This is a genomic window from Gordonia sp. DT101, from assembly GCF_049844895.1.
GTDB lineage: Bacteria > Actinomycetota > Actinomycetes > Mycobacteriales > Mycobacteriaceae > Gordonia.
Genome location: NZ_JBNCLX010000006.1, coordinates 76,361 through 96,474, shown reverse-complemented (window position 1 = coordinate 96,474; position 20,114 = coordinate 76,361). Strand labels below are relative to the sequence as shown.

Annotated in this window: 12 protein-coding genes; 9 read left to right on the top strand and 3 right to left on the bottom strand. The window is 68.6% G+C overall.

The window, feature by feature from the left end:
• The first annotated feature begins 3 nt into the window (after window positions 1-3).
• From ACLQ3I_RS19735 to ACLQ3I_RS19725, 3 genes are all read left to right on the top strand, one after another.
• Complete coding sequence (locus tag ACLQ3I_RS19735; protein WP_425804433.1) at window positions 4-1,719, top strand: ABC transporter substrate-binding protein; 1,716 nt, start codon at window positions 4-6, stop codon at window positions 1,717-1,719.
• Window positions 1,712-2,311 (top strand): adenine phosphoribosyltransferase, encoded by a 600-nt coding sequence (locus ACLQ3I_RS19730; RefSeq protein ID WP_425793890.1) that lies wholly within the window; start codon window positions 1,712-1,714, stop codon window positions 2,309-2,311. The genes ACLQ3I_RS19735 and ACLQ3I_RS19730 overlap by 8 nt, the downstream gene beginning before the upstream one ends.
• Window positions 2,312-2,442: 131 nt before the next feature.
• Window positions 2,443-4,824 carry a RelA/SpoT family protein gene (locus ACLQ3I_RS19725; protein WP_425804145.1) on the top strand — a complete coding sequence of 794 codons (2,382 nt, stop codon included), beginning with the start codon at window positions 2,443-2,445 and terminating at the stop codon, window positions 4,822-4,824.
• 16 nt (window positions 4,825-4,840) lie between these two features.
• Here the strand turns inward: ACLQ3I_RS19725 and ACLQ3I_RS19720 are convergent, their stop codons facing one another.
• A complete protein-coding gene (locus ACLQ3I_RS19720; protein WP_425793893.1) occupies window positions 4,841-5,776 on the bottom strand; it encodes a peptidylprolyl isomerase in 936 nt (311 codons plus the stop codon).
• 201 nt (window positions 5,777-5,977) lie between these two features.
• Between ACLQ3I_RS19720 and ACLQ3I_RS19715 the strand changes: the two genes are divergently transcribed.
• Together ACLQ3I_RS19715 and hisS are read left to right on the top strand one after the other, a co-directional pair.
• Window positions 5,978-6,709 (top strand): MBL fold metallo-hydrolase, encoded by a 732-nt coding sequence (locus ACLQ3I_RS19715; RefSeq protein ID WP_425793895.1) that lies wholly within the window; start codon window positions 5,978-5,980, stop codon window positions 6,707-6,709.
• Window positions 6,706-7,971 carry a histidine--tRNA ligase gene (gene hisS / locus ACLQ3I_RS19710; RefSeq protein ID WP_425804143.1) on the top strand — a complete coding sequence of 422 codons (1,266 nt, stop codon included), beginning with the start codon at window positions 6,706-6,708 and terminating at the stop codon, window positions 7,969-7,971. Before ACLQ3I_RS19715 ends, hisS begins: the two co-directional genes overlap by 4 nt.
• 41 nt (window positions 7,972-8,012) lie before the next feature.
• Here the strand turns inward: hisS and ACLQ3I_RS19705 are convergent, their stop codons facing one another.
• Both ACLQ3I_RS19705 and ypfJ read right to left on the bottom strand, forming a co-directional pair.
• The gene (locus tag ACLQ3I_RS19705; RefSeq protein ID WP_425804141.1) at window positions 8,013-9,674 is read right to left on the bottom strand and encodes a DUF885 domain-containing protein; all 1,662 of its coding nucleotides are present in this window, start codon (window positions 9,672-9,674) and stop codon (window positions 8,013-8,015) included.
• Window positions 9,671-10,534, bottom strand: coding sequence for a KPN_02809 family neutral zinc metallopeptidase (ypfJ, locus tag ACLQ3I_RS19700; RefSeq protein WP_425804139.1), 864 nt, complete (start codon window positions 10,532-10,534; stop codon window positions 9,671-9,673). Before ypfJ ends, ACLQ3I_RS19705 begins: the two co-directional genes overlap by 4 nt.
• Before the next feature lie 238 nt (window positions 10,535-10,772).
• On the opposite strand from ypfJ, the gene aspS reads away from it, so the two are divergent.
• The 4 genes from aspS to ACLQ3I_RS19680 all read left to right on the top strand — a co-directional run bounded on the left by aspS (window position 10,773) and on the right by ACLQ3I_RS19680 (window position 19,950).
• Window positions 10,773-12,596, top strand: coding sequence for an aspartate--tRNA ligase (gene aspS / locus ACLQ3I_RS19695; RefSeq protein WP_425793901.1), 1,824 nt, complete (start codon window positions 10,773-10,775; stop codon window positions 12,594-12,596).
• 138 nt (window positions 12,597-12,734) lie between these two features.
• On the top strand, window positions 12,735-16,211 hold the full coding sequence (locus tag ACLQ3I_RS19690; RefSeq protein ID WP_425804137.1) for a DUF2126 domain-containing protein: 3,477 nt from the start codon (window positions 12,735-12,737) through the stop codon (window positions 16,209-16,211).
• Complete coding sequence (locus ACLQ3I_RS19685; RefSeq protein WP_425804134.1) at window positions 16,208-18,967, top strand: circularly permuted type 2 ATP-grasp protein; 2,760 nt, start codon at window positions 16,208-16,210, stop codon at window positions 18,965-18,967. Before ACLQ3I_RS19690 ends, ACLQ3I_RS19685 begins: the two co-directional genes overlap by 4 nt.
• Window positions 18,964-19,950: a transglutaminase family protein gene (locus tag ACLQ3I_RS19680; RefSeq protein ID WP_425793906.1), complete on the top strand. Its 987-nt coding sequence runs from the start codon at window positions 18,964-18,966 to the stop codon at window positions 19,948-19,950. The genes ACLQ3I_RS19685 and ACLQ3I_RS19680 overlap by 4 nt, the downstream gene beginning before the upstream one ends.
• The last annotated feature ends 164 nt before the right edge of the window (window positions 19,951-20,114 follow it).

Here is a 20,114-nt window from a genome sequence, read left to right as displayed (position 1 = left end):
ACTGTGCGCACCGGGTCGGATGCCCGGCGACGAATCGGCCTGCCCCTGACAACGATCGCCCTGGTGGGCGTGGTGGTGGTCCTCGCCGGACTGCTCGCCGGCTGCGGTGAGGACGGCCCGCCCACGATCGACTACGCGGTCGACGCGCGGATAGACAGCTACAACGCCAACACCGTCGAGGGCAACGCCAACGGCGTGCTGATGGCCACCACCCGGATGTTGCCCGGCTTCAGTTACCTGGGGGCACACGGCCAGGTCACCCCGGACCGCGACATCGGAACCGTCACACCGGTTCCCGGGTCGTCGCTGACCCTGCGTTACGACTTCAACCGGGCAGCCCGCTACTCGGACGGCCAGGCCGTCGACTGTGACGATCTGGTTCTCGCGTGGGCGGCGATGAGTGGTCGGTTCCCCGGGTTCCGTCCGGCGACGACCGCGGGCTACCGCGACATCGAACGGGTGGATTGCGCTCCGGGGGAGGCAACCGCGACCGTTGCATTCGCCCGCGGGCGCGACTACCGGGACTGGCTGTCGTTGTTCGGCGCGGGCACGATGCTGCCTGCGCATGTGGTGGCGCGCATGGCCGGCGTCGCAGACATCGTCGATCCGATCCGCACCGGCGATCAGGCCGTCGTGGGAAAGCTCGCCCGGGCTTGGAACACCGGGTTCGCGCTGACCCCCGGATCGGTCGATGAACAGCGTTTTCCGTCGTCGGGACCGTATCGGATAGACCGATATTCGCAATCCGGTGGGCTCGTGCTGGTGGCCAACGACAAGTGGTGGGGCGACGCGCCGAAGACCTCTCGGATCGCGATCTGGGGTCGCGGAACCGACGCTGAGAAGCGCATCTCCGACGGATCCTTCGATGTCGCCGATCTGACCGGGGGGATGACGACCGACGAGGTGGCGCCGTCGGGATCGACAGACGAGACGATCCAGCCGCTGCCGCAACCGAATCGGGCGCTGGCCGTCGAGGAACTGGTGCTTGCTCAACGCGGGGTGTTCGGCGATGTCCGGACCCGGCAGGCCTTTGCCTCCTGTGTGCCCCGAGATGTGTTGGCACGCCAGTTCGGTCAGGGTGCGCAACTGTGGAATCTGCGTGTCCTCGCCCCGGCCGACAACCTCGCAGGCCAACTCAACGGTGCATTCGGCCGTGCCTACGCGAGGCCGGATGTGGGCCGCGCCCGCGCGCTGGCCGAGACCACCGCATCGACCCGTTCGGGTCCGTTGCGCGTGCGGGTCGGATATCTCGCGCCGGCGGCGCGGCGGCAGCAGATGGTCGCGACGATCGCCGAGTCGTGTCGTCGGGCCGGCGTCGACGTGGTGGACGCTGGTTCGCCCGATCTCGCTCCGTCCGCGCTGGGCAAGGATGTCGATGCGCTGCTGGTCGCCGCCGGCGCCTCGTTCGCCGCGGCCGGAGCGGCCAATCCGTCCCGGGACGCGTATCAGCTGCACGGCGGGGACCCGTTGAACCTCGGTGGATTTCAGGATCCGGATGTGAGTGCCGCGATCGACCGGCTGGCGGCGGCGGACCTGGCCGCCGACCGGCTCGAATTCGTCCGCACCATCGAGAACGCTGCCTGGGCGGCGGTGCCGTCGATCCCGCTGTTCGCGGCCCCGCGCGTGCAGCGGTGGGGCGGCCGGGTCGATAATGTGGTGGCCGGGCTGGGCCGTAACGGAACCGGCTGGAACATGGATCGGTGGACAGTACGTGACTGACGACGCGCAGCAGCCGGGGTCCGCTCCCGACGACGACATCACCACGCGGGCGCTCGACCGGGCCCGTCGGGCCATCGACGAACACGCCCGGATGGTGGCCGACTTCCCCGCGCCCGGTATCGACTTCAAAGATCTGACGCCGGTGCTGGCGGACCCGGTGGGACTGTCGTCCGTCGTCACCGCGCTCACCCACGGCTGCCGCGGCATCGATCTGGTGGCCGGCATCGATGCACGGGGTTTCCTCCTCGGCGGCGCGGTCGCCCGTGAACTCGAGGTAGGGGTGCTGGCTGTCCGCAAGGGTGGCAAGCTGCCGCCGCCGGTGCACAGCACCAGCTACACGCTCGAATACGGGACCGCGGTCCTCGAGATCCCGGCGAGCGGCATCGACATCAGCGGTATGCGGGTGTTGCTGGTCGACGATGTGCTCGCGACCGGTGGCACCGCCGTGGCGGCCGCGCAGTTGCTGGATCGGGCCGGCGCCGAGGTGGTCGGCGTCGCGGTGATCATGGAGCTCGACGGTCTGGGCGGACGGGCGACCATCGCCGAGGGCCTCGGCGCGGATCTGCCGGTCCATGCCGTCGTCAGCGGCTGAGCGAACCGCGGTCCGTATCGGGCGGACTAGACTCGCCCTCATCCGGCGTTGTCCAGAGTGGTCGAGGACACCGATGGTTGACAACCCGCCGCTGAGATGCGGCGACGCCCGGACGAGGAGAGGAGGTCACGATGCACGACGAGGTCGATACCGATGCCCGGCGGGAATCCGCTGAGACGACGGGACCGGCTGTGCCCGATGTACGGAACGCGTCGGACCAGCCGCTCCCCGGCGCCGATGCGGTCGGGACCCCGTCGTCGTCGGCGTCCCGACGTGTGCGCGCGCGGCTGGCGCGCCGGATGACCGCCACCCGCAGCACGGTCCGTCCGGTCCTGGAACCCCTGGTGACGCTGCACCGGGAGATCTACCCGAAGGCCGACGTGGCGTTGCTGCAACACGCCTATGACGTCGCCGATGAAAAGCACGAGGGGCAGCAGCGCAAGTCCGGCGACCCCTACATCACACATCCACTGGCGGTGGCGACGATCCTCGCCGACCTCGGTATGGACACCACGACCCTGGTGGCGGCGCTGCTGCACGACACGGTCGAGGACACCGGGTACACCCTCGAACAACTCGAGAAGGATTTCGGCGCCGAGGTGGCGCACCTCGTCGACGGCGTCACGAAGCTGGACAAGGTGGCACTCGGCAGCGCCGCCGAGGCCGAGACGATCCGCAAGATGATCATCGCCATGGCCCGGGATCCGCGGGTGCTGGTGATCAAGGTGGCCGACCGGCTGCACAACATGCGGACCATGCGCTTCCTCCCGCCCGAGAAGCAGGCCCGAAAAGCCCGGGAAACCCTGGAAGTCATTGCGCCACTGGCACATCGACTCGGCATGGCGACGGTCAAGTGGGAACTCGAGGATCTCTCGTTCGCGATCCTGCACCCCAAACGGTACGAGGAGATCGTCCGGCTGGTGGCCGACCGCGCGCCCTCGCGTGACACCTATCTCGCCCGCGTGCGCGCCGATGTGAACAATGCGCTGGGGGGCTCGCGGATCGCGGCGACCGTCGAGGGCAGGCCCAAGCACTACTGGTCGATCTACCAGAAGATGATCGTCAAGGGTCGCGACTTCGACGACATCCATGACCTGGTCGGCATCCGGATTCTGTGCGACGAGGTCCGCGACTGCTATGCCGCTGTCGGCGTGGTGCATTCGTTGTGGCAGCCGATGGCCGGTCGGTTCAAGGACTACATCGCCCAGCCCCGGTTCGGGGTCTACCAGTCCCTGCACACCACGGTGATCGGCCCGGAGGGTAAGCCGCTCGAGGTGCAGATCCGCACGCACGAGATGCACCGGACCGCGGAGTTCGGCATCGCCGCGCACTGGCGCTACAAGGAACGCAAGGGCAAGAATCCACGCAGGTCCACCGACGCCGCCGAGATCGACGACATGGCCTGGATGCGCCAGCTGCTCGACTGGCAACGTGAGGCGGCCGATCCGGGCGAGTTCCTCGAGTCGCTGCGCTACGACCTGGCGGTCCAGGAGATCTTCGTGTTCACCCCCAAGGGGGACGTGATCACCCTGCCCGCCGGGTCGACCCCGGTCGACTTCGCCTATGCGGTGCACACCGAGGTCGGACACCGCTGTATCGGTGCCCGGGTGAACGGCCGGCTGGTGGCGCTGGAACGAAAGCTGGAGAACGGCGAGGTCATCGAGGTCTTCACCTCCAAGGCGCCGAACGCCGGACCGTCGAAGGACTGGCAGAACTTCGTCGTGTCGCCTCGAGCCAAGGCGAAGATTCGCCAGTGGTTCGCCAAAGAACGCCGGGAAGAAGCGCTCGAGACGGGCAAGGACGCCATCGCCAAGGAGGTGCGGCGGGGCGGACTACCGTTGCAGCGCTTGATGAGTGCCGAATCCATGGCGGCCGTCGCCAAGGAGTTGCGGTACACCGATCTGACCGCCCTGTACACCGCGGTCGGGGAGAGCCACGTCTCGGCCCGGCATGTGGTGAACCGCCTCGTCGCATCGCTCGGTGGCATCGACGATGCGGTCGACGAGATCGCCGAGCGGTCGACGCCGTCGACCCTGCCCACCCGCAGCCGACAAGGCGGCGACGCCGGCGTCGTCGTCGAGGGTCTCGACAACGTGATGGCGAAGCTCGCCAAGTGCTGCACACCGGTGCCTGGCGACGAGATCCTGGGATTCGTGACGCGTGGCGGCGGGATCAGCGTGCACCGCACCGACTGCACGAACGCCACGTCCCTGCAGGAACAGTCCGAACGCATCATCGAGGTGTCGTGGGCACCCTCACCGTCATCGGTCTTCCTCGTCGCCATCCAGGTGGAGGCGCTCGACCGTCACCGGTTGCTCTCCGACGTCACCAAGGTGCTCGCCGACGAGCGGGTGAACATCCTGTCCGCGTCGGTGACCACCAGCCGTGATCGGGTGGCGGTCAGCAAGTTCACCTTCGAGATGGGTGACCCGAAGCATCTCGGGCACGTGCTGAACGTGGTGCGCAACGTCGAGGGGGTCTACGACGTGTACCGGGTGACCTCGGCCGCCTGACCCCCTCGCGTCCACGTCAGGCGGCGGAGCCGCTGTCGACGGTGGCGGTGGTGATGTCCACCGGCTGCTTCGGCTTGCCGTCCTCTGCGCTGCCATTGGGGCCGGGGGTAAGGCCGTTCTTGGCGATCTTGTCCAGCACCGTCAGGCCGTCCGGGTCGACCTTGCCGACGACCGAGTAGTTCGCTGCCAGCTGGCTGTCCTGCATGACCAGGAAGAACTGACTGGAGCCGGTGTTCGACTGACCCGTCTGGGGATTGTTGCTGTTGGCGATGGCCACGGTCCCGCGCGGATAGATCACCGGTGCCTCACCGGAACTCGGATCCGGCTGCCCGGCGGGCTTGAGGTCGGTGGGCAGTTCGTCGGGGCTCGACCACCCCGGGCCGCCGGCTCCGGTCCCGGTCGGGTCGCCGCATTGCAGAACCTTCAGGGTCTGGCTGTTGGTGAGTCGGTGGCACGGCGTGGCGTCGTAGAACTTCTTCTCGGCCAACGAGATCACTGCGCCGGCGTTGCATGGTGCCCCGGTGCGCTGCAACGTGATCGGGATGGCGCCCTGACTCGTGTCGAGCACCATGTCGGCGGTGCCCTCCTTCAGCTGCTTCGAGTCGGGTTTGGGGGAGGTCCGTTGTTTCGCCTCGCCCGCCTTCATCTCGTCGAGGTAGGCCTGCGCCTGTGCGCGCTGATTCGCCGGGACCTCGGCCGGAACCTCCTTGGGGAGCTGCTCGAAACGACTCGGCTGGTCTTGGTACGAACATGCCGTCCAGCGAGCGGCCTCACGGTCGTCGAGGACCTTCTTCACGATGAGGGTCGTCGCGGTCGCCACGATGGCCACGACCACCACGGTCGAGACCGAGGCGATGATGATCTTGCGACGGCGTGTTTGCTGCCGTTCCCGTTCGAGGCGTTCTTCGAGCTTGCGCTTGGCGGCTTCGCGGCGTTCCTCGTTGGTGGACACGCGGTTAGACCCTCCTGAACTCGTGTGCCGTGACTCCCCCCGGGAGATGGCACGCCGGACGTGGTGTCGAGGCATGCGGTCGTCGCTGATGCTACGTCGACAGGCCAGTGTGCCAGCCGAACCTGAGAGATCCATGGCCGGGGCGCGCGACCGTACGGGCGGGCCGCACACCCTGGACGGGCCGTTTGTCACAATGGACGGATGCTGATCACCGGATTCGCAGCGGGGATGTTCCAGACCAACTGCTACCTGCTCGCCACCGAGGCGGGCTCGGAGGCAGTGATCGTCGACCCCGGGCAGGACGCCGCCGTGCGGGTACGTGAACTGCTGGCCGAACACGACCTGACGCCCGTTGCCGTGCTGCTCACCCACGGCCACCTCGACCACACCTGGAATGCGGCCGAGCTGTGCGACGAGTACTCCATCCCGGCCTACATCCATCCGGCCGACCGCCCGATGCTGGCCGACCCGGGCCGCGGCCTGGGACGGGCCCTCGAATCGGTGATCGGCACCCTCGAATTCCGTGAACCGGAGAAGGTCGTCGATTTCGTCGATGGTGAGGATGTCGATCTGGCCGGAATCCGGATCTCGGTCGACCTCGCACCCGGACACACGCAGGGGTCGGTGCTGCTCGGCATCGAGGTCCCCGTCGACGCGGAGCCCGACCATCAGGGCGAGGCGTTGCCGGAGGTGGTGCCGGTGTGCTTCTCGGGTGACGTACTGTTTGCCGGGTCCATCGGGCGGACCGATCTGCCCGGTGGTGATCATCAGCAGTTGCTCGACTCGATTGCGGCCAGACTCCTCCCGTTGCCCGACCAGACCCAGGTGCTGCCGGGCCACGGACCGCAGACCTCGATCGGTGCGGAGCGGGCGGGCAATCCGTTCCTGGCCGACATCTCGGGCACAGTGAAGAAGGGACGATACGGACTGTGAGCGCCGACTTCGCCGCGCCGCGGGGCATCCCCGACTATTTCCCGCCGAACTCGGCGGATTTCCGGCTGGTCCGGGACACCCTGACCGATGCGGCGCGCCGCGCGGGTTACGGCCACATCGAGCTGCCCGTCTTCGAGGACACCGCGCTCTTCGCCCGCGGCGTCGGTGAATCCACCGACGTCGTCAGCAAGGAGATGTACACCTTCGCCGATCGTGGCGACCGTTCGGTGACCCTGCGACCCGAGGGGACCGCGGGGGTGGTCCGGGCGGTCATCCAGCACGGACTGGACCGGGGTCAGCTGCCGGTCAAGCTCTGCTATGCCGGTCCGTTCTTCCGGTACGAGAAGCCGCAGGCCGGCCGCTACCGGCAGTTGCAACAGGTGGGCATCGAGGCCATCGGCGTCGACGACCCGGCTCTCGACGCCGAGGTCATCGCCGTCGCCGACGAGGGGTACCGGCGTCTCGGTCTCTCCGGCTTCCGCCTCGAGGTCACCTCACTCGGCGACGACGCGAGCCGAGGGCCGTATCGGGAAGCCTTGCAGCAGTTCCTGTTCGGGCTCGATCTCGACGAGGCGACGCGCAAACGCGCCGAACTCAACCCACTGCGGGTGCTCGACGACAAGCGCCCCGAGATCAAGGCGGCCACCGCGGACGCACCGCTGCTCATCGACCATCTCTCCGATGATGCGCGCGCACATTTCGATGCCGTGCTGACACACCTCAAACGGCTCGGCGTCCAGTACGAACCGAATCCGCGGCTGGTGCGCGGACTCGACTACTACACCAAGACCACCTTCGAGTTCGTCCACGACGGACTCGGCGCGCAGTCGGGGATCGGCGGCGGTGGTCGGTACGACGGGCTGATGTCACTGCTCGGCGCCAAGCAGGACCTGTCCGGTATCGGATTCGGTCTCGGCGTCGACCGCACCATGCTGGCGATGGAAGCGGAGGGTGTCGCCCATGCCGACACCGCCCGCTGTCAGGTGTACGGCGTACCGCTCGGTGGTGACGCCAAAGCCGAACTGGTCGGTGTCGCCGGGCAACTGCGCGCCGCCGGGATCAGTGTCGACCTGGCCTATGGCGATCGCGGTCTGAAGGGCGCGATGAAGGCCGCGGACCGTTCCGGCGCCCGTCTCGCGCTCGTGCTGGGCGACCGTGAGCTCGCCGAACGCCGGATCGAGGTCAAGGATCTGAGCAATGGCGAGCAGCACCAGGTCTCACTCGACGACATCACCGGCGAGGTGCTGCGCCTCCTGCGCTGATCGCATCCGGCGAGCGAACCGGCGGCGCGGCAGAGGGCGGGTCAGATGCGGGTGAGTTCGTCGGCCAGCACATCGAGCGACACACCGCCCAGCGCGAGGGCAGCCCCGTGGAAGTCTCTCAGGGTCCAGTCCGGGTGGGCGGATCGCGCCGCGGCGCGGGTCTGCTCCCACACCCGTTGTCCGAGTGCGTACGACGGCGCCTGACCGGGCCAGCCGAGGTAGCGGTTGAGTTCGAACCGCAACACCGCACGGTCCATCGCGACCGAGTCGGTGAGGAACCGCCACGCCTTGTCGGCGTCCCAGGTGCCGCCGCCGAGGCCGGCGGGCGCGGGTAGCCCGCAGTGCACACCGATGTCGACGATGACGCGGGCGGCCCGCAGTCGTTGCGAGTCGAGCATGCCCATCCGATCGCCGGGGTCGTCGAGCCAGCCGAGTTCGCCCATCAGGCGCTCGGCGTAGAGCGCCCACCCCTCACCGTGACCCGACGTGAATGAGGCCAGTTTGCGCCACGTATTGAGATCGCCGACGACGGCCGAACCGAGCTGCAGGTGATGGCCGGGCACGCCCTCGTGGAAGACCGTCGTCGTCTCCTGCCAGGTGTGAAAGACGGTCTGCTCCGGCGGTACCGACCACCACATCCGGCCCGGGCGTGACAGATCCGCGCTCGGCTGGGTGTAGTAGATGATCCCCGTCGACGACGGGGCGAGACGGCACTCGAGGCGGGTGAGCCGGGCGGGGATGTTGAAATGCGTGCCGGCCAGTCCCTCGACGGCCCGGTCCGAGAGGTCCTGCATCCACCGGACGAACGCGTGACGGTCGTGGATGGCGTACTGCGGGAAGGTGTCCAGATGTGCCAGCGCCTCGCGTACGTCACCACTCGGAACGAGACCGCGGGCGATGGCGGATTGCTCGTCGACGATGGCGGCGAGATGGTCCAGTCCCCACGCGTAGGCCTCGTCGGGGTCGACGTCGGCACCGAGATGGGCGGGCAGGAACCGCAGATACCGTTCGCGCCCGACGGCATCGGCGGATGTCGCGGCGGCCATCACCTCGCTGCGGAGAACCGCTGCCAGGGTCGCAAACGCCGCGGCGGCGTCGTCGAGAGCCGTTCGGAGCGGACCGGCGAGAGCCGGGTCGTCGGCGAGGGCCGCGGTGTCGGCTCCGATGGCGGCGGCCGCGCCCTGGGCCTGGTCGGCGACGAGTCCCACCTGTCGTCGTGTCGCAGGCGGGCCGTGTTCGATGCGGTGGCGCATACCGTCGATCACGGTGTCGACGCATCCGGGGACCGCCTGCAATCGTGCGACGAAGATCTCCCGCGATTCCGGCGAGTCCGTCGGCATCAGGTCGAAGACGTCGCGGATCGCCTGCAGTGGCGACGCGATCACGTTGCACTCGCCGACACGTTCACCGGCGTCCGCCAGGGTGATCTCCCGGCGCAACGATGCCGTCATGGTCGCCACGGTGACCCGGTCGACGTCGTCGGTCACGGGTGCATCGGCCAACGCGTGCATCGTGCTGCGTGCCTGGGCGGCGCGGGCCGCACAGGCGTCGGGGGAGAAGTCGGTCAGGAGGTGATCGTGTCCGTCGATACCGATCTCGGTCGCGAAGAGCGGGTCGAGCCGGGCCTGGTCGGCGAGGTGGGCCTCGGCCAGACGGTCGACAGGGGTCGGGAGGCGCTCGGCGCCGGATGCCTGGGCGCTCACAGATCGTTGGTCGCGAACGTGTCGCAGTGACGGGGGTCGCCGGACCGGTAACCGATCGTGAACCAGCGCGAGCGCTGCTGGGCCGAGCCGTGGGTCCAGCCCTCGGGGTTCGAGTTCGCGCCCTGGATGGTGTCGTCGCCGATCGCCTTCGCGGTCTGGATGACGCCGGCGATCTGTTGCTGGGTGAGCGGTTCGAGCATCGCGTCCGGTCCCTTGTCGGCGTGATAGGCCCACACGCCGGCGAGGCAGTCGGCCTGCAGTTCGACGCGCACGGAACCCGACAACGGGCCCTGCGAGCCCATCCGATTGCCCTTCTGCAGCGCGCCGGTCAGGTTCTGGACGTGATGGCCGTACTCGTGGGCGACCACGTACTCCTGTGCGAGAGGTCCGTCGCTGCCGCCCATCTGCTCGAGCTGGGCGAAGAACGACGGGTCGATGTACACCGTCTGGTCGGCGGGGCAGTAGAACGGGCCGGTTGCCGACGTGGCCGCGCCGCACCCGGTGCTCGTCGAACCGGTGAAGATCCTGGTCTTGGGTGGGGTATAGCCGCGCATTTCTGCCGACCACACCGTGTTGAGGCTGTTGGTGGTCGCCACGATGCGGCAGATGGCGTCGGTGTTGGCCTTCTCGATGGTGCAGGACTGGATGTGGTCGTCGAGCTCGGAGGCGTTCTGGCTGCTGACGGTTTCATTGCCGAGGCCGGAGCCCCCGGTGATCGAGCCGGGGTCGATGCCGAAGAACAACGCGACCAGCGTGATGATCAGCCCGGCGCCTCCGCCGAGAGCGATACGACCGACCCCGCCACCTCCGCCGCCGGAGACGCCGCTCGTGTCGAGTGGACCGTCGCCCTGAAAAACCATGTCGCTCCTTGCCCGCCTCCGCACCGTCCCACGCCCACAGCCGGTGTGAGTCGGAGATCGGCACGGTCGAGCTTATTCGCCGACGCGCCGGTGGTGACCTGATCGGACCCGATGCCGGGTTCGTGTCGACGGTGCCGATCCCCCGTGGGAGGCCGGGATGGCCGGGTGCAGGTCGGCCGAGGTCACGAAAGTAGGATTGGCGCAGATTCACCACGTATCCGCTTGGGAAGGACACTGAGTGCTCCGCACGCATCTCGCCGGTTCGCTTCGCCGCGCCGACGCCTCGCAGACCGTCACCGTCGCCGGTTGGGTCGCCCGTCGTCGCGATCACGGAGGCGTGGTCTTCATCGATCTGCGCGACAGCTCCGGACTGGTCCAGGTCGTCTTCCGTGACGAGGCCGTCGCCGAGGCGGCCCACCGACTCCGCGCCGAGTTCTGCGTGGCCGTCACCGGCGTCGTCGAGGAACGGCCCGCCGGTAGCGAGAACCCGAACCTGTCGTCGGGCGAGATCGAGATCAACGCGGTCGGCCTCGAGGTGCTGAACGCGTCGGCACCGCTGCCATTCCAGCTCGACGAGGCCCCCGGCGAAGAGGCCCGTCTGCACTACCGGTACCTCGACCTGCGTCGCGAGGGGCCTGCCCGCGCGCTGCGATTGCGTTCGCAGGTGAACGCGGCGGCCCGCGGCGTGCTCGCCGACCATGACTTCGTCGAGATCGAGACGCCGACGCTGACGCGCTCGACCCCGGAGGGCGCCCGCGACTTCCTGGTCCCGGCGCGCCTGCAGCCGGGCACCTTCTATGCCCTGCCGCAGAGCCCCCAGCTGTTCAAACAGCTGCTGATGGTCGCCGGGATGGAGCGCTACTACCAGATCGCGCGCTGTTACCGCGACGAGGATTTCCGTGCCGACCGGCAGCCGGAGTTCACTCAGCTCGACCTCGAGATGAGCTTTGTCGATCAGGACGACGTGATCGCGCTCGCCGAGGAGGTGCTGACGGCTCTGTGGAAATTGATCGGTGTGGAGATCACCACCCCGATCCCGCGAATCACCTACGCCGACTCGATGCGGCGGTACGGGACCGACAAGCCGGATCTCCGGTTCGGGCTCGAACTGGTCGAATGCACCGACTATTTCGCCGACACCCCGTTCCGGGTGTTCCAGGCGCCCTATGTGGGTGCGGTCGTGATGCCGGGTGGGGCGTCGCAGCCCCGACGCCAGCTCGACGCGTGGCAGGAGTGGGCCAAGCAGCGTGGGGCGAAGGGGCTGGCCTACGTGCTCGTGGGTGAGGACGGGGAACTCGGCGGACCGGTCGCCAAGAATCTCTCCGACGCCGAGCGCGCCGGACTCGTCGCCCACGTCGGTGCGAATCCGGGTGACTGTGTCTTCTTCGCCGCCGGTCCGGCCAAGGCGCAGCGCGCGCTGCTGGGTGCCGCCCGCGGTGAGATCGCCGATCGTCTGGGCTTGATCAAGCAGGGGGACTGGGCGTTCACCTGGGTCGTCGACGCGCCGCTGTTCGAGCCGGCCGACGACGCGACCGCGAGTGGTGACGTCGCCGTCGGTTCGGGCGCCTGGACCGCGGTGCACCACGCGTTCACCGCGCCCAAGCCGGAGTCGCTGGACGTGCTGGAGACCGATCCGGGGTCGGCGCTGGCCTACGCATACGACATCGTCTGCAACGGCAACGAGATCGGCGGCGGGTCGATCCGTATCCACCGGCGCGACGTGCAGGAGCGCGTGTTCGAGATCATGGGCATCGGCCACGACGAGGCTCAGGAGAAGTTCGGCTTCCTGCTCGACGCCTTCGCCTACGGTGCGCCACCGCACGGCGGGATCGCCTTCGGCTGGGATCGGATCACCGCGCTGCTGGCGGGGGAGAACTCGATCCGAGAGGTGATCGCGTTCCCGAAGTCGGGTGGCGGAGTCGATCCGCTCACCGACGCACCGGCTGCGATCACACCTCAGCAGCGCAAGGAATCGGGGATCGACGCCAAGCCGGTGATCCGGAAGCAGGCGGAGGCCGACGGAGACGGTGCGGCGGCGGAAGCAGGCGTCGGCGGCGCCTGATCCCAGCGGCGCCTGATCCCAGCGGCGCCTGAACCCGGGCGGCGGCTCGCCCGGAATCCATGGGCGGCATGGCCGTCCGGGCGTGACGCTGCCCGCATATCCGGCAGCGGGTCGGCATGTGTGATGTGATTTCACACCATGACGATTAAGGTGGCCCTCGAGCATCGCACGAGTTACGCATTCGATCGCCCGGTCAAGATCTTCCCGCATGTGGTCCGTCTGCGACCGGCTCCGCACTCACGTACGCCGATCGAGGCGTACTCACTGAAAGTCGAACCGGCCGAACACTTCCTGAACTGGCAGCAGGATGCCTTCAGCAACTACATGGCGCGGCTGGTGTTCTCGGAGCCGGCCAAGATGCTCTCGATCTCGGTGAGCCTGGTCGCGGACCTGACCGCGGTCAACCCGTTCGACTTCTTCATCGAGGACTGGGCGGAGGACTTCGGTTTCTCCTATCCCGACGATCTCCGCACCGACCTGGAGATCTTCCTCCGTTCGGTCGGGGTGACCGCGGGTGAGTTCGCCGGCGCGTCGGTCCATCCGTCCGTGGTGGAGTTCGCCGCCGACCATCGCCCCGCCGGCAAGGTCCGGATCATCGACTTCCTGGTCGGATTGAACCAGGCGGTGCGCGACGCGGTCGGCTACACCGTCCGTCTGGAGTCGGGCGTGCAGACTCCCGAGTACACGTTGTCCAGTGGGATCGGGTCCTGCCGCGACTCCGCCTGGCTGCTCGTCGCGTTGTTGCGGGAACTGGGGCTGGCCGCGCGGTTCGTCTCCGGGTATCTGGTGCAGTTGACGTCGGACGTGAAGTCGATCGACGGACCCTCCGGGCCGGACGCCGACTTCACGGATCTGCATGCCTGGACCGAGGTCTATCTGCCCGGCGCCGGGTGGGTGGGCATGGACCCGACATCCGGTCTGTTCGCCGGCGAGGGACACATCCCGCTCGCCGCGACGCCGAGCCCCGGTGGCGCCGCACCGATCACCGGCGCGACCGGACCCTGCCACGCCACGCTGGACTTCGCGAACACGGTGACCCGATACCACGAGGACCCGCGGGTGACGTTGCCGTACACCCCCGAACAATGGGATCGGGTGGTCGATCTCGGCGCTGCCGTCGACGCCAGGATGGCCCACAACGACGTCCGACTCACGATGGGTGGTGAACCGACCTTCGTCTCGATCGACAACCAGACCGACCCGGAGTGGACCACCGCCGCCGATGGTCCGCATAAACGCCTGCTGGCGTCGCGGCTCGCCGAGCGGCTGCGCGGGACCTACGCGCCTGCCGGCCTGGTGCAGCGCAGCCAGGGTAAGTGGTACCCGGGTGAACCGTTGCCGCGCTGGCAGATCGCACTGATGTGGCGGACCGACGGCCTGCCGATCTGGCGTCGCCCGGAACTCCTCGCCGATCCGTGGGCGACGCAGGAACAGGCCACGGCGAGCATCGAGGTGGAGAGCACCGGTGCGAGCGAACGTGCGACGAACGGCGCCACCGACTCGTCGAAGGCCGAGACGCTGTTGACCGCGGTGGCCAAGGCGATCGGGCTGCCGACCACACAGGTGATGCCCGCCTACGAGGATCCCCTGGTCCGGATGGGCGAGCTGGCGGCGTTACCACCCGGTGATCCCGGTGCGGACCCGACCGTGCTGACGGCGCGCGGTGCCGTGCTGGCGGCCGCGGCAGCCGAGGCCGACAACGAGACCGATCTCACGCCGCCGGCGGATTCGAGTGACACCCGCCGGGCCCTGCTGGAGCGTCTGGACGGCGCGATCACCGACCCGACCGCTTTCGTCCTGCCGCTCAGTCGTTCCGAGGACGAGACGGCGTGGCAGAGCGCCCGGTGGACCACGCGCCGTGGCCGTCTGGTGCTGACCCCGGGTACGTCGCCCGCGGGCCTGCGGCTGCCGCTGAACTCCCTGTCGTGGGGGCCGGCCCCGACCATGTTCGAGGTCGATCCGTCCGTCCGGGCGGGCGTGTTGCCCGCGGACCCGGCCGACACCCTCGGGCTCATCGTCCGTGACGTCGATCCGGCGGCCTTCGTGCCGCGATCCGCTGTGGTCGCCGAGGTCCGTGGCGGCGTGCTCGCCGTCTTCATGCCACCACTGGCCGCGCTGGAGGAGTTCCTGGCGATCATCGAGTTCGTCGAGGACGCGGCGACGGCCATTTCGACCCCGGTGGTGATCGAAGGCTATGGGCCGCCCTCGGATGCCCGGCTCACCACGCTCACCGTCACACCAGATCCCGGTGTGATCGAGGTGAACATCCAGCCGACCGCCGGTTTCGTCGAACAATCCGAGTTGCTCGACGACCTCTACGATCACGCGCGGCACACCCGGCTCGGTACCGAGACCTTCGACCTCGACGGCAGTCACGGGGGTACCGGCGGCGGCAACCACATCACGCTCGGCGGTACGACCCCGGCCGACTCACCGATGCTGCGCCGTCCGGATCTGCTGGTGTCGATGCTGACCTACTGGCAGCGGCACCCGTCGCTGTCGTATCTCTTCTCCGGGCGGTTCATCGGGACCACGTCGCAGGCACCGCGCGTGGACGAAGGCCGCGAGTCGGCTCTGTACGAACTGGAGATCGCGTTCTCCGAGATCGACCGGCTGGGTGTGAAGGGAGACGGTGCCGGTGGTGTCGACGCCCCACCGAATCCGTGGGTCACCGACCGTGCTCTGCGGCACCTGCTGACCGACATCACCGGCAACACCCATCGCTCCGAGTTCTGCATCGACAAGCTCTACAGTCCCGACTCGGCTCGGGGACGTCTCGGTCTGCTCGAACTCCGGGCGTTCGAGATGCCGCCGCACCACCGGATGGCGATGGTGCAGTCACTGCTGGTGCGGTCGCTGGTGTCGTGGTTCTGGGAGCACCCGCATCGCGGAAGGCTCATCCGGCACGGTGCGGATCTGCACGGCAAATATCTTCTGCCGCACTACATCATCGGTGACATCGCAGCCGTCGCCAAGGACCTCCGGGAGGCAGGCTATCCGTTCGACACGGCATGGCTCGACCCGTTCACCGAGTTCCGGTTCCCCCGGCTCGGTACGGTCTCGATCCGCGACCACGAGGTCGAGCTCCGCGGCGCGATCGAGCCGTGGAACACCCTCGGCGAGGAGTCGACCGGCACCGGGACAGCGCGGTACGTCGACTCGTCGATCGAACGTGTGCAGGTGCGGGTCCAGGGCGGTGAGGATGACCGTTTCCTGTTGACGTGCAACGGTTTCCCCATTCCGTTGAGTCCCACCGGCCGCACCGGTGAGCGGGTCGCGGGGATCCGGTTCCGGGCCTGGCAGCCGCCGAGCGCGCTGCATCCGTCGATCACCATCGACACCCCGCTCACGTTCGACCTGATCGACACGGTCGCCGGCCGGTCGGTGGGCGGTGCGACCTACCACGTCGTCCATCCGGGCGGCCGGTCATATGACCGGCCCCCGGTGAACGCGGTCGAGGCGGAATCGCGGCGCAACGGACGCTTCGAGGCCAGCGGTCACACCAGCGGCTCGGTCGACATCGGGCTCCTCCGGGAGCGGCAGGCCCGGCAGGCCACCGATACCGGGGTGCCGGCGATCCTGGATCTGCGCCGGGCACGTACAGTTCTTCGGTGATCGTTTCGTCGGGCAGCCCGGGCGGGAACCGACTGCCCGGGGTCTTCGACGGGTACCGGCCCGAGGGCTCTGCACTGTTCGATGTCGAGGGGTTGTCCCACGGCACAGCAGCGCCGGCGCCGTACGACGAGATGCTCGACAGCAGCGGCGGGACCAGGCAGGCCTGGACGGAACTGGTGTCCGGGTACGCGGCGCGTGGCGATGAACGCCTGCGGGGTGCCGCGGCGCGCCTGGCCACCGCGGTCAGCGACGAAGGCGTCATCTACAACGAGTTCGACGGCGCCGATACCGTCGCACGGGACTGGCAGGTCGACCCCGTTCCGCTCGTCGTCGACGGGGTGGAGTGGGCGGAACTGGAGAAGGCCGTCATCCAGCGGTCGATGCTGCTCGATCAGCTCCTGCGGGACATCTACCGCGATCAGAAGACGATCCGCCGTGGCCTCGTCCCGCCGGAGATGGTGTTCGGGCATCCCGGCTACATCCGGAAGGCGGCACGGCTGGAGGTCGCCGGACCGCACGCGTTGTTCCTGCATGCCCTGGATCTCGGTCGGACCTCCGACGGCAGGTTCGAGGTGTACGCCGACCGCACGCAGGCGCCGTCGGGCATCGGTTTCGCGATGGTCGACCGCAGACTGCTCTCGCGGACCTTTCCGCAGCTGTTCCAAACCATCGCGCCGAGATCCATCGCGACCTTCGCCGGCACTCTGCGGCTGGCCCTCTTCGACTACGCCCCACCGGGCGTCGACGATCCGACGGTCGCGGTGCTGAGTCCCGGGAGCATGTCGGAAACAGCTTTCGACCAGGCGTATCTGGCGTCGGTGCTGGGGTTCCCCCTGGTCGAGGGAGACGACCTGACGGTGCGCGACGGCGCCGTCTACATGCGGTCGCTGGGCAAGTACAAGCGGGTCGACGTCCTGCTGCGGCGGATCGACGCCGGTTATGCGGACCCGCTCGACCTGCGCACCGACTCCCGGCTCGGGGTCGCCGGCCTGGTGGAGGCCATCTCGCGCGGCACCGTCACGGTCGTGAACACCCTCGGCAGCGGCGTGCTCGAGAACCCCGCGCTGCACACGGTGTTGGACAAGCTCGCACCGGTCCTGCTCGACGAGGATCTCGCGCTGCCGTCGGTGTCGACGTTGTGGGCGGGCGACGATCTGCAGCGCACCAAGATCCGCGCCGATCTCGGCGAACTGGTGCTGTCGAACTTCGCCACCGACGAAGAGGTGATCGGCCCGATGCTCGATACCGCGCGGCGTGCCGATCTCGTCGCCCGGATCGAGGCACACCCGTGGCAGTGGGTGGCCCGGACGCTGCGACCCGTCTCGATCGCGCCGACGATGACGCCCGGGCGGACCACCTCGGATCGTCGGGGGGTGCTCCGCGCCGCCCAGGTCGGGGTCCGTGCGTTCAGCGTGGCGCAGGGGCCGACCTACGCGGTGATGCCGGGCGGACTGGGGATGGTGCTCGCCGACGGTGTTGCCGGTGCGGCCCAGCGGACCGTGTCGGCCAAGGACGTCTGGGTGACCAGCGCCGACGTCGGCGGTCACGTCTCGCGGAAATCGGGTACCCGGTCGGCGGCCACCGAGGAGCTGGTGGCGACGCCGCGTCCCGGCCGGACTCCGCGCACCGCGGCCTACTACGACGTCGCCGCGGCCGCGAGTCCCCGCGTCCTTGCCGACCTCTTCTGGTTCGGGCGCTACGGCGAACGTACGGAGTCGACGACGCGCCTGGCGAAGGTGGCTCGGGAGCGGTATCAGGAGGTGCAGTACCGCCCGTGGATGAGTGGATCGGCTGCGGTGCCGTTGGTGCTTCATGCGGTCGCGCGGGTGACCGGCACCGCCCTCTACCTCGGTACCGCCGACCTCGCCGCGGAACACGACGACCGGCCGATCGAGCCTCAGCGGGTCAATGAGGCCATCGCGAAGATCACGGATCTCACCATCGCGCGATCCGTGGCCGGGACCATCGCCCACTCCGCCGATCGACTCGCCGCGACGGCACGGGCGGTCCGTGATCAGATGTCGACGAGTACGTGGATGGTGCTGGCACCGGTCGAACGCGCGATCGACCAGCTCGGCACGCAGGTCCGCGGCGCCCGCGCCTCAGCAGGTCCCGGCTCCGCCGCCGGTGACTCGACCCTGGACCTGGGTTCCGATCTCGGCCACGCCCACGACGAGGTGCTGCACGGGGTGCTCGCGCTCGCCGGTCTGCAGGCCGACTCGATGGTGCACGATCCCGGCTGGTTGTTCATGGACATCGGCCGGCGCATCGAACGGACCATCACCCTCGCCGACCTCACCGCGGCACTGTTCGTCGTGGCGCAGGACCGCGAGGTCGAGCAGGCGTTGCTGGAGTCCTTCCTGGTCGCCAACGAGTCGTCGGTGATCTACCGCAGGCGCAATCGCGGGCTCTACCAATTCGACGCCGTCGGTGGTCTGCTGTTCTTCGACGAGACCAACCCCCGGGCGATGATCTACCAGCTGACGCGGATGCACGACGACCTGTCCGCGCTGCCCGACGAACTGCGTTCCGCGAGCTCCGAGCGGATCGTCGAGGAGCTGATCGCCGAACTGCGTCGGTCCGATCCGGAAGATCTCGCTGCCGTCGACGCGGCGGGCCGCCGCGCACAGCTCGGTGAGTTGATGACCGCGCTGGGCGCCGGAGCACGAGACCTCTCCGACGTCCTGACCAGCACCCGGTTCGCCTTGCCGCGGCAGGCGCAGCCGATCTGGGGCGGGGGAGGTGACGGCGCATGACCAGCGCACCGGAACCGGATACGGAACCGGCCGCGATGATCGCCGATCACCGGCGTCGCTACCGGGTGATGCATCGCACGTCCTACACCTACGACGACGTGGTCTCGTCGTCGTACGGCCGCTGCTACCTCACCCCTCGCGAGCTGCCGCATCAGCGGGTGTTGTCAGCGGGGGTGACCATCGAGCCCGAGCCCGACGACTGGTCCACAGGGGTGGATGTCTACGGCAACGGTGATTCGTACTTCCACGTCCGGTCCAATCACGACGAGCTGGTCGTCACCTCGACCTCGGTCGTCGAGGTCGATCCACCCGACGCGGGGCTGCTCCTCTCGCCGGCGGCACTCGGTCCGTGGGAACAGGCCCGTCCGTCGGCGGTCGGTACCGCGGGTGCCGGTGCGGTCGAGTTCGTCCTCGATCTCCGGCCCCCCGAGATCACCCCCGCGGTGGCCTACTACGCGGCGGAGGTTTTCCGGCCCGGCCGCCCGCTGATCGAGGCCGTCACCGACCTGACCTCGCGGATCTTCCGGGAGTTCACCTACAAGTCGGGATCGACGGCGATCAGCACCCGCGTGGACACCGTCCTGGAACGGCGCATGGGTGTCTGTCAGGACTTCGCCCGCGTCGCGATCGCCTGTCTGCGCTCGGTCGGGCTCGCCGCGCGCTATGAGTCGGGCTATCTGGCCACCGATCCGCCGCCTGGTCGGGAACGGATCTTCGGCGCCGACGCGAGCCACGCATGGGCGGCCGTGTGGCTGCCCGGTGACCGTTGGCTGGCCTTCGACCCGACCAACGACAAGCTCGTCGACGAACGACACGTCACGGTGGCGTGGGGTCGCGACTACGACGACGTCCCGCCGCTGCGCGGGGTCATCTACACCGAGTCGAAGAAGAGCCGGATCGATGTGTCGGTGGACGTCAGCCCGATCGGTCCCGGCGATGTGTCCGAGATCACCGAGGGGTCGTCGGGAACGAACGCGGACTAGCGTCACCGGCCCATTCGGGTCGGGTCACCCGAACGGATGACACCCACCGGCGTCGGGCTGGACCTCGACCTGACCCTTGTTGTGCGAGACGGGATCTGACATCTGCCGAGGTGGGCGTGGTTTACCAGTGGCAAATGCATTGCAGATGGATGAAGAGTCGTGAC

Bases quoted from the DNA above. Each gene is read 5' to 3' on its own strand.
- ACLQ3I_RS19725 (WP_425804145.1), top strand. From the start codon at position 2,443: ATGCACGACGAGGTCGATACCGATGCCCGGCGGGAATCCGCTGAGACG.
- ACLQ3I_RS19715 (WP_425793895.1), top strand. From the start codon at position 5,978: ATGCTGATCACCGGATTCGCAGCGGGGATGTTCCAGACCAACTGCTAC.
- ypfJ (WP_425804139.1), bottom strand. From the start codon at position 10,534: ATGGTTTTTCAGGGCGACGGTCCACTCGACACGAGCGGCGTCTCCGGC.
- ACLQ3I_RS19690 (WP_425804137.1), top strand. From the start codon at position 12,735: ATGACGATTAAGGTGGCCCTCGAGCATCGCACGAGTTACGCATTCGAT.
- ACLQ3I_RS19680 (WP_425793906.1), top strand. From the start codon at position 18,964: ATGACCAGCGCACCGGAACCGGATACGGAACCGGCCGCGATGATCGCC.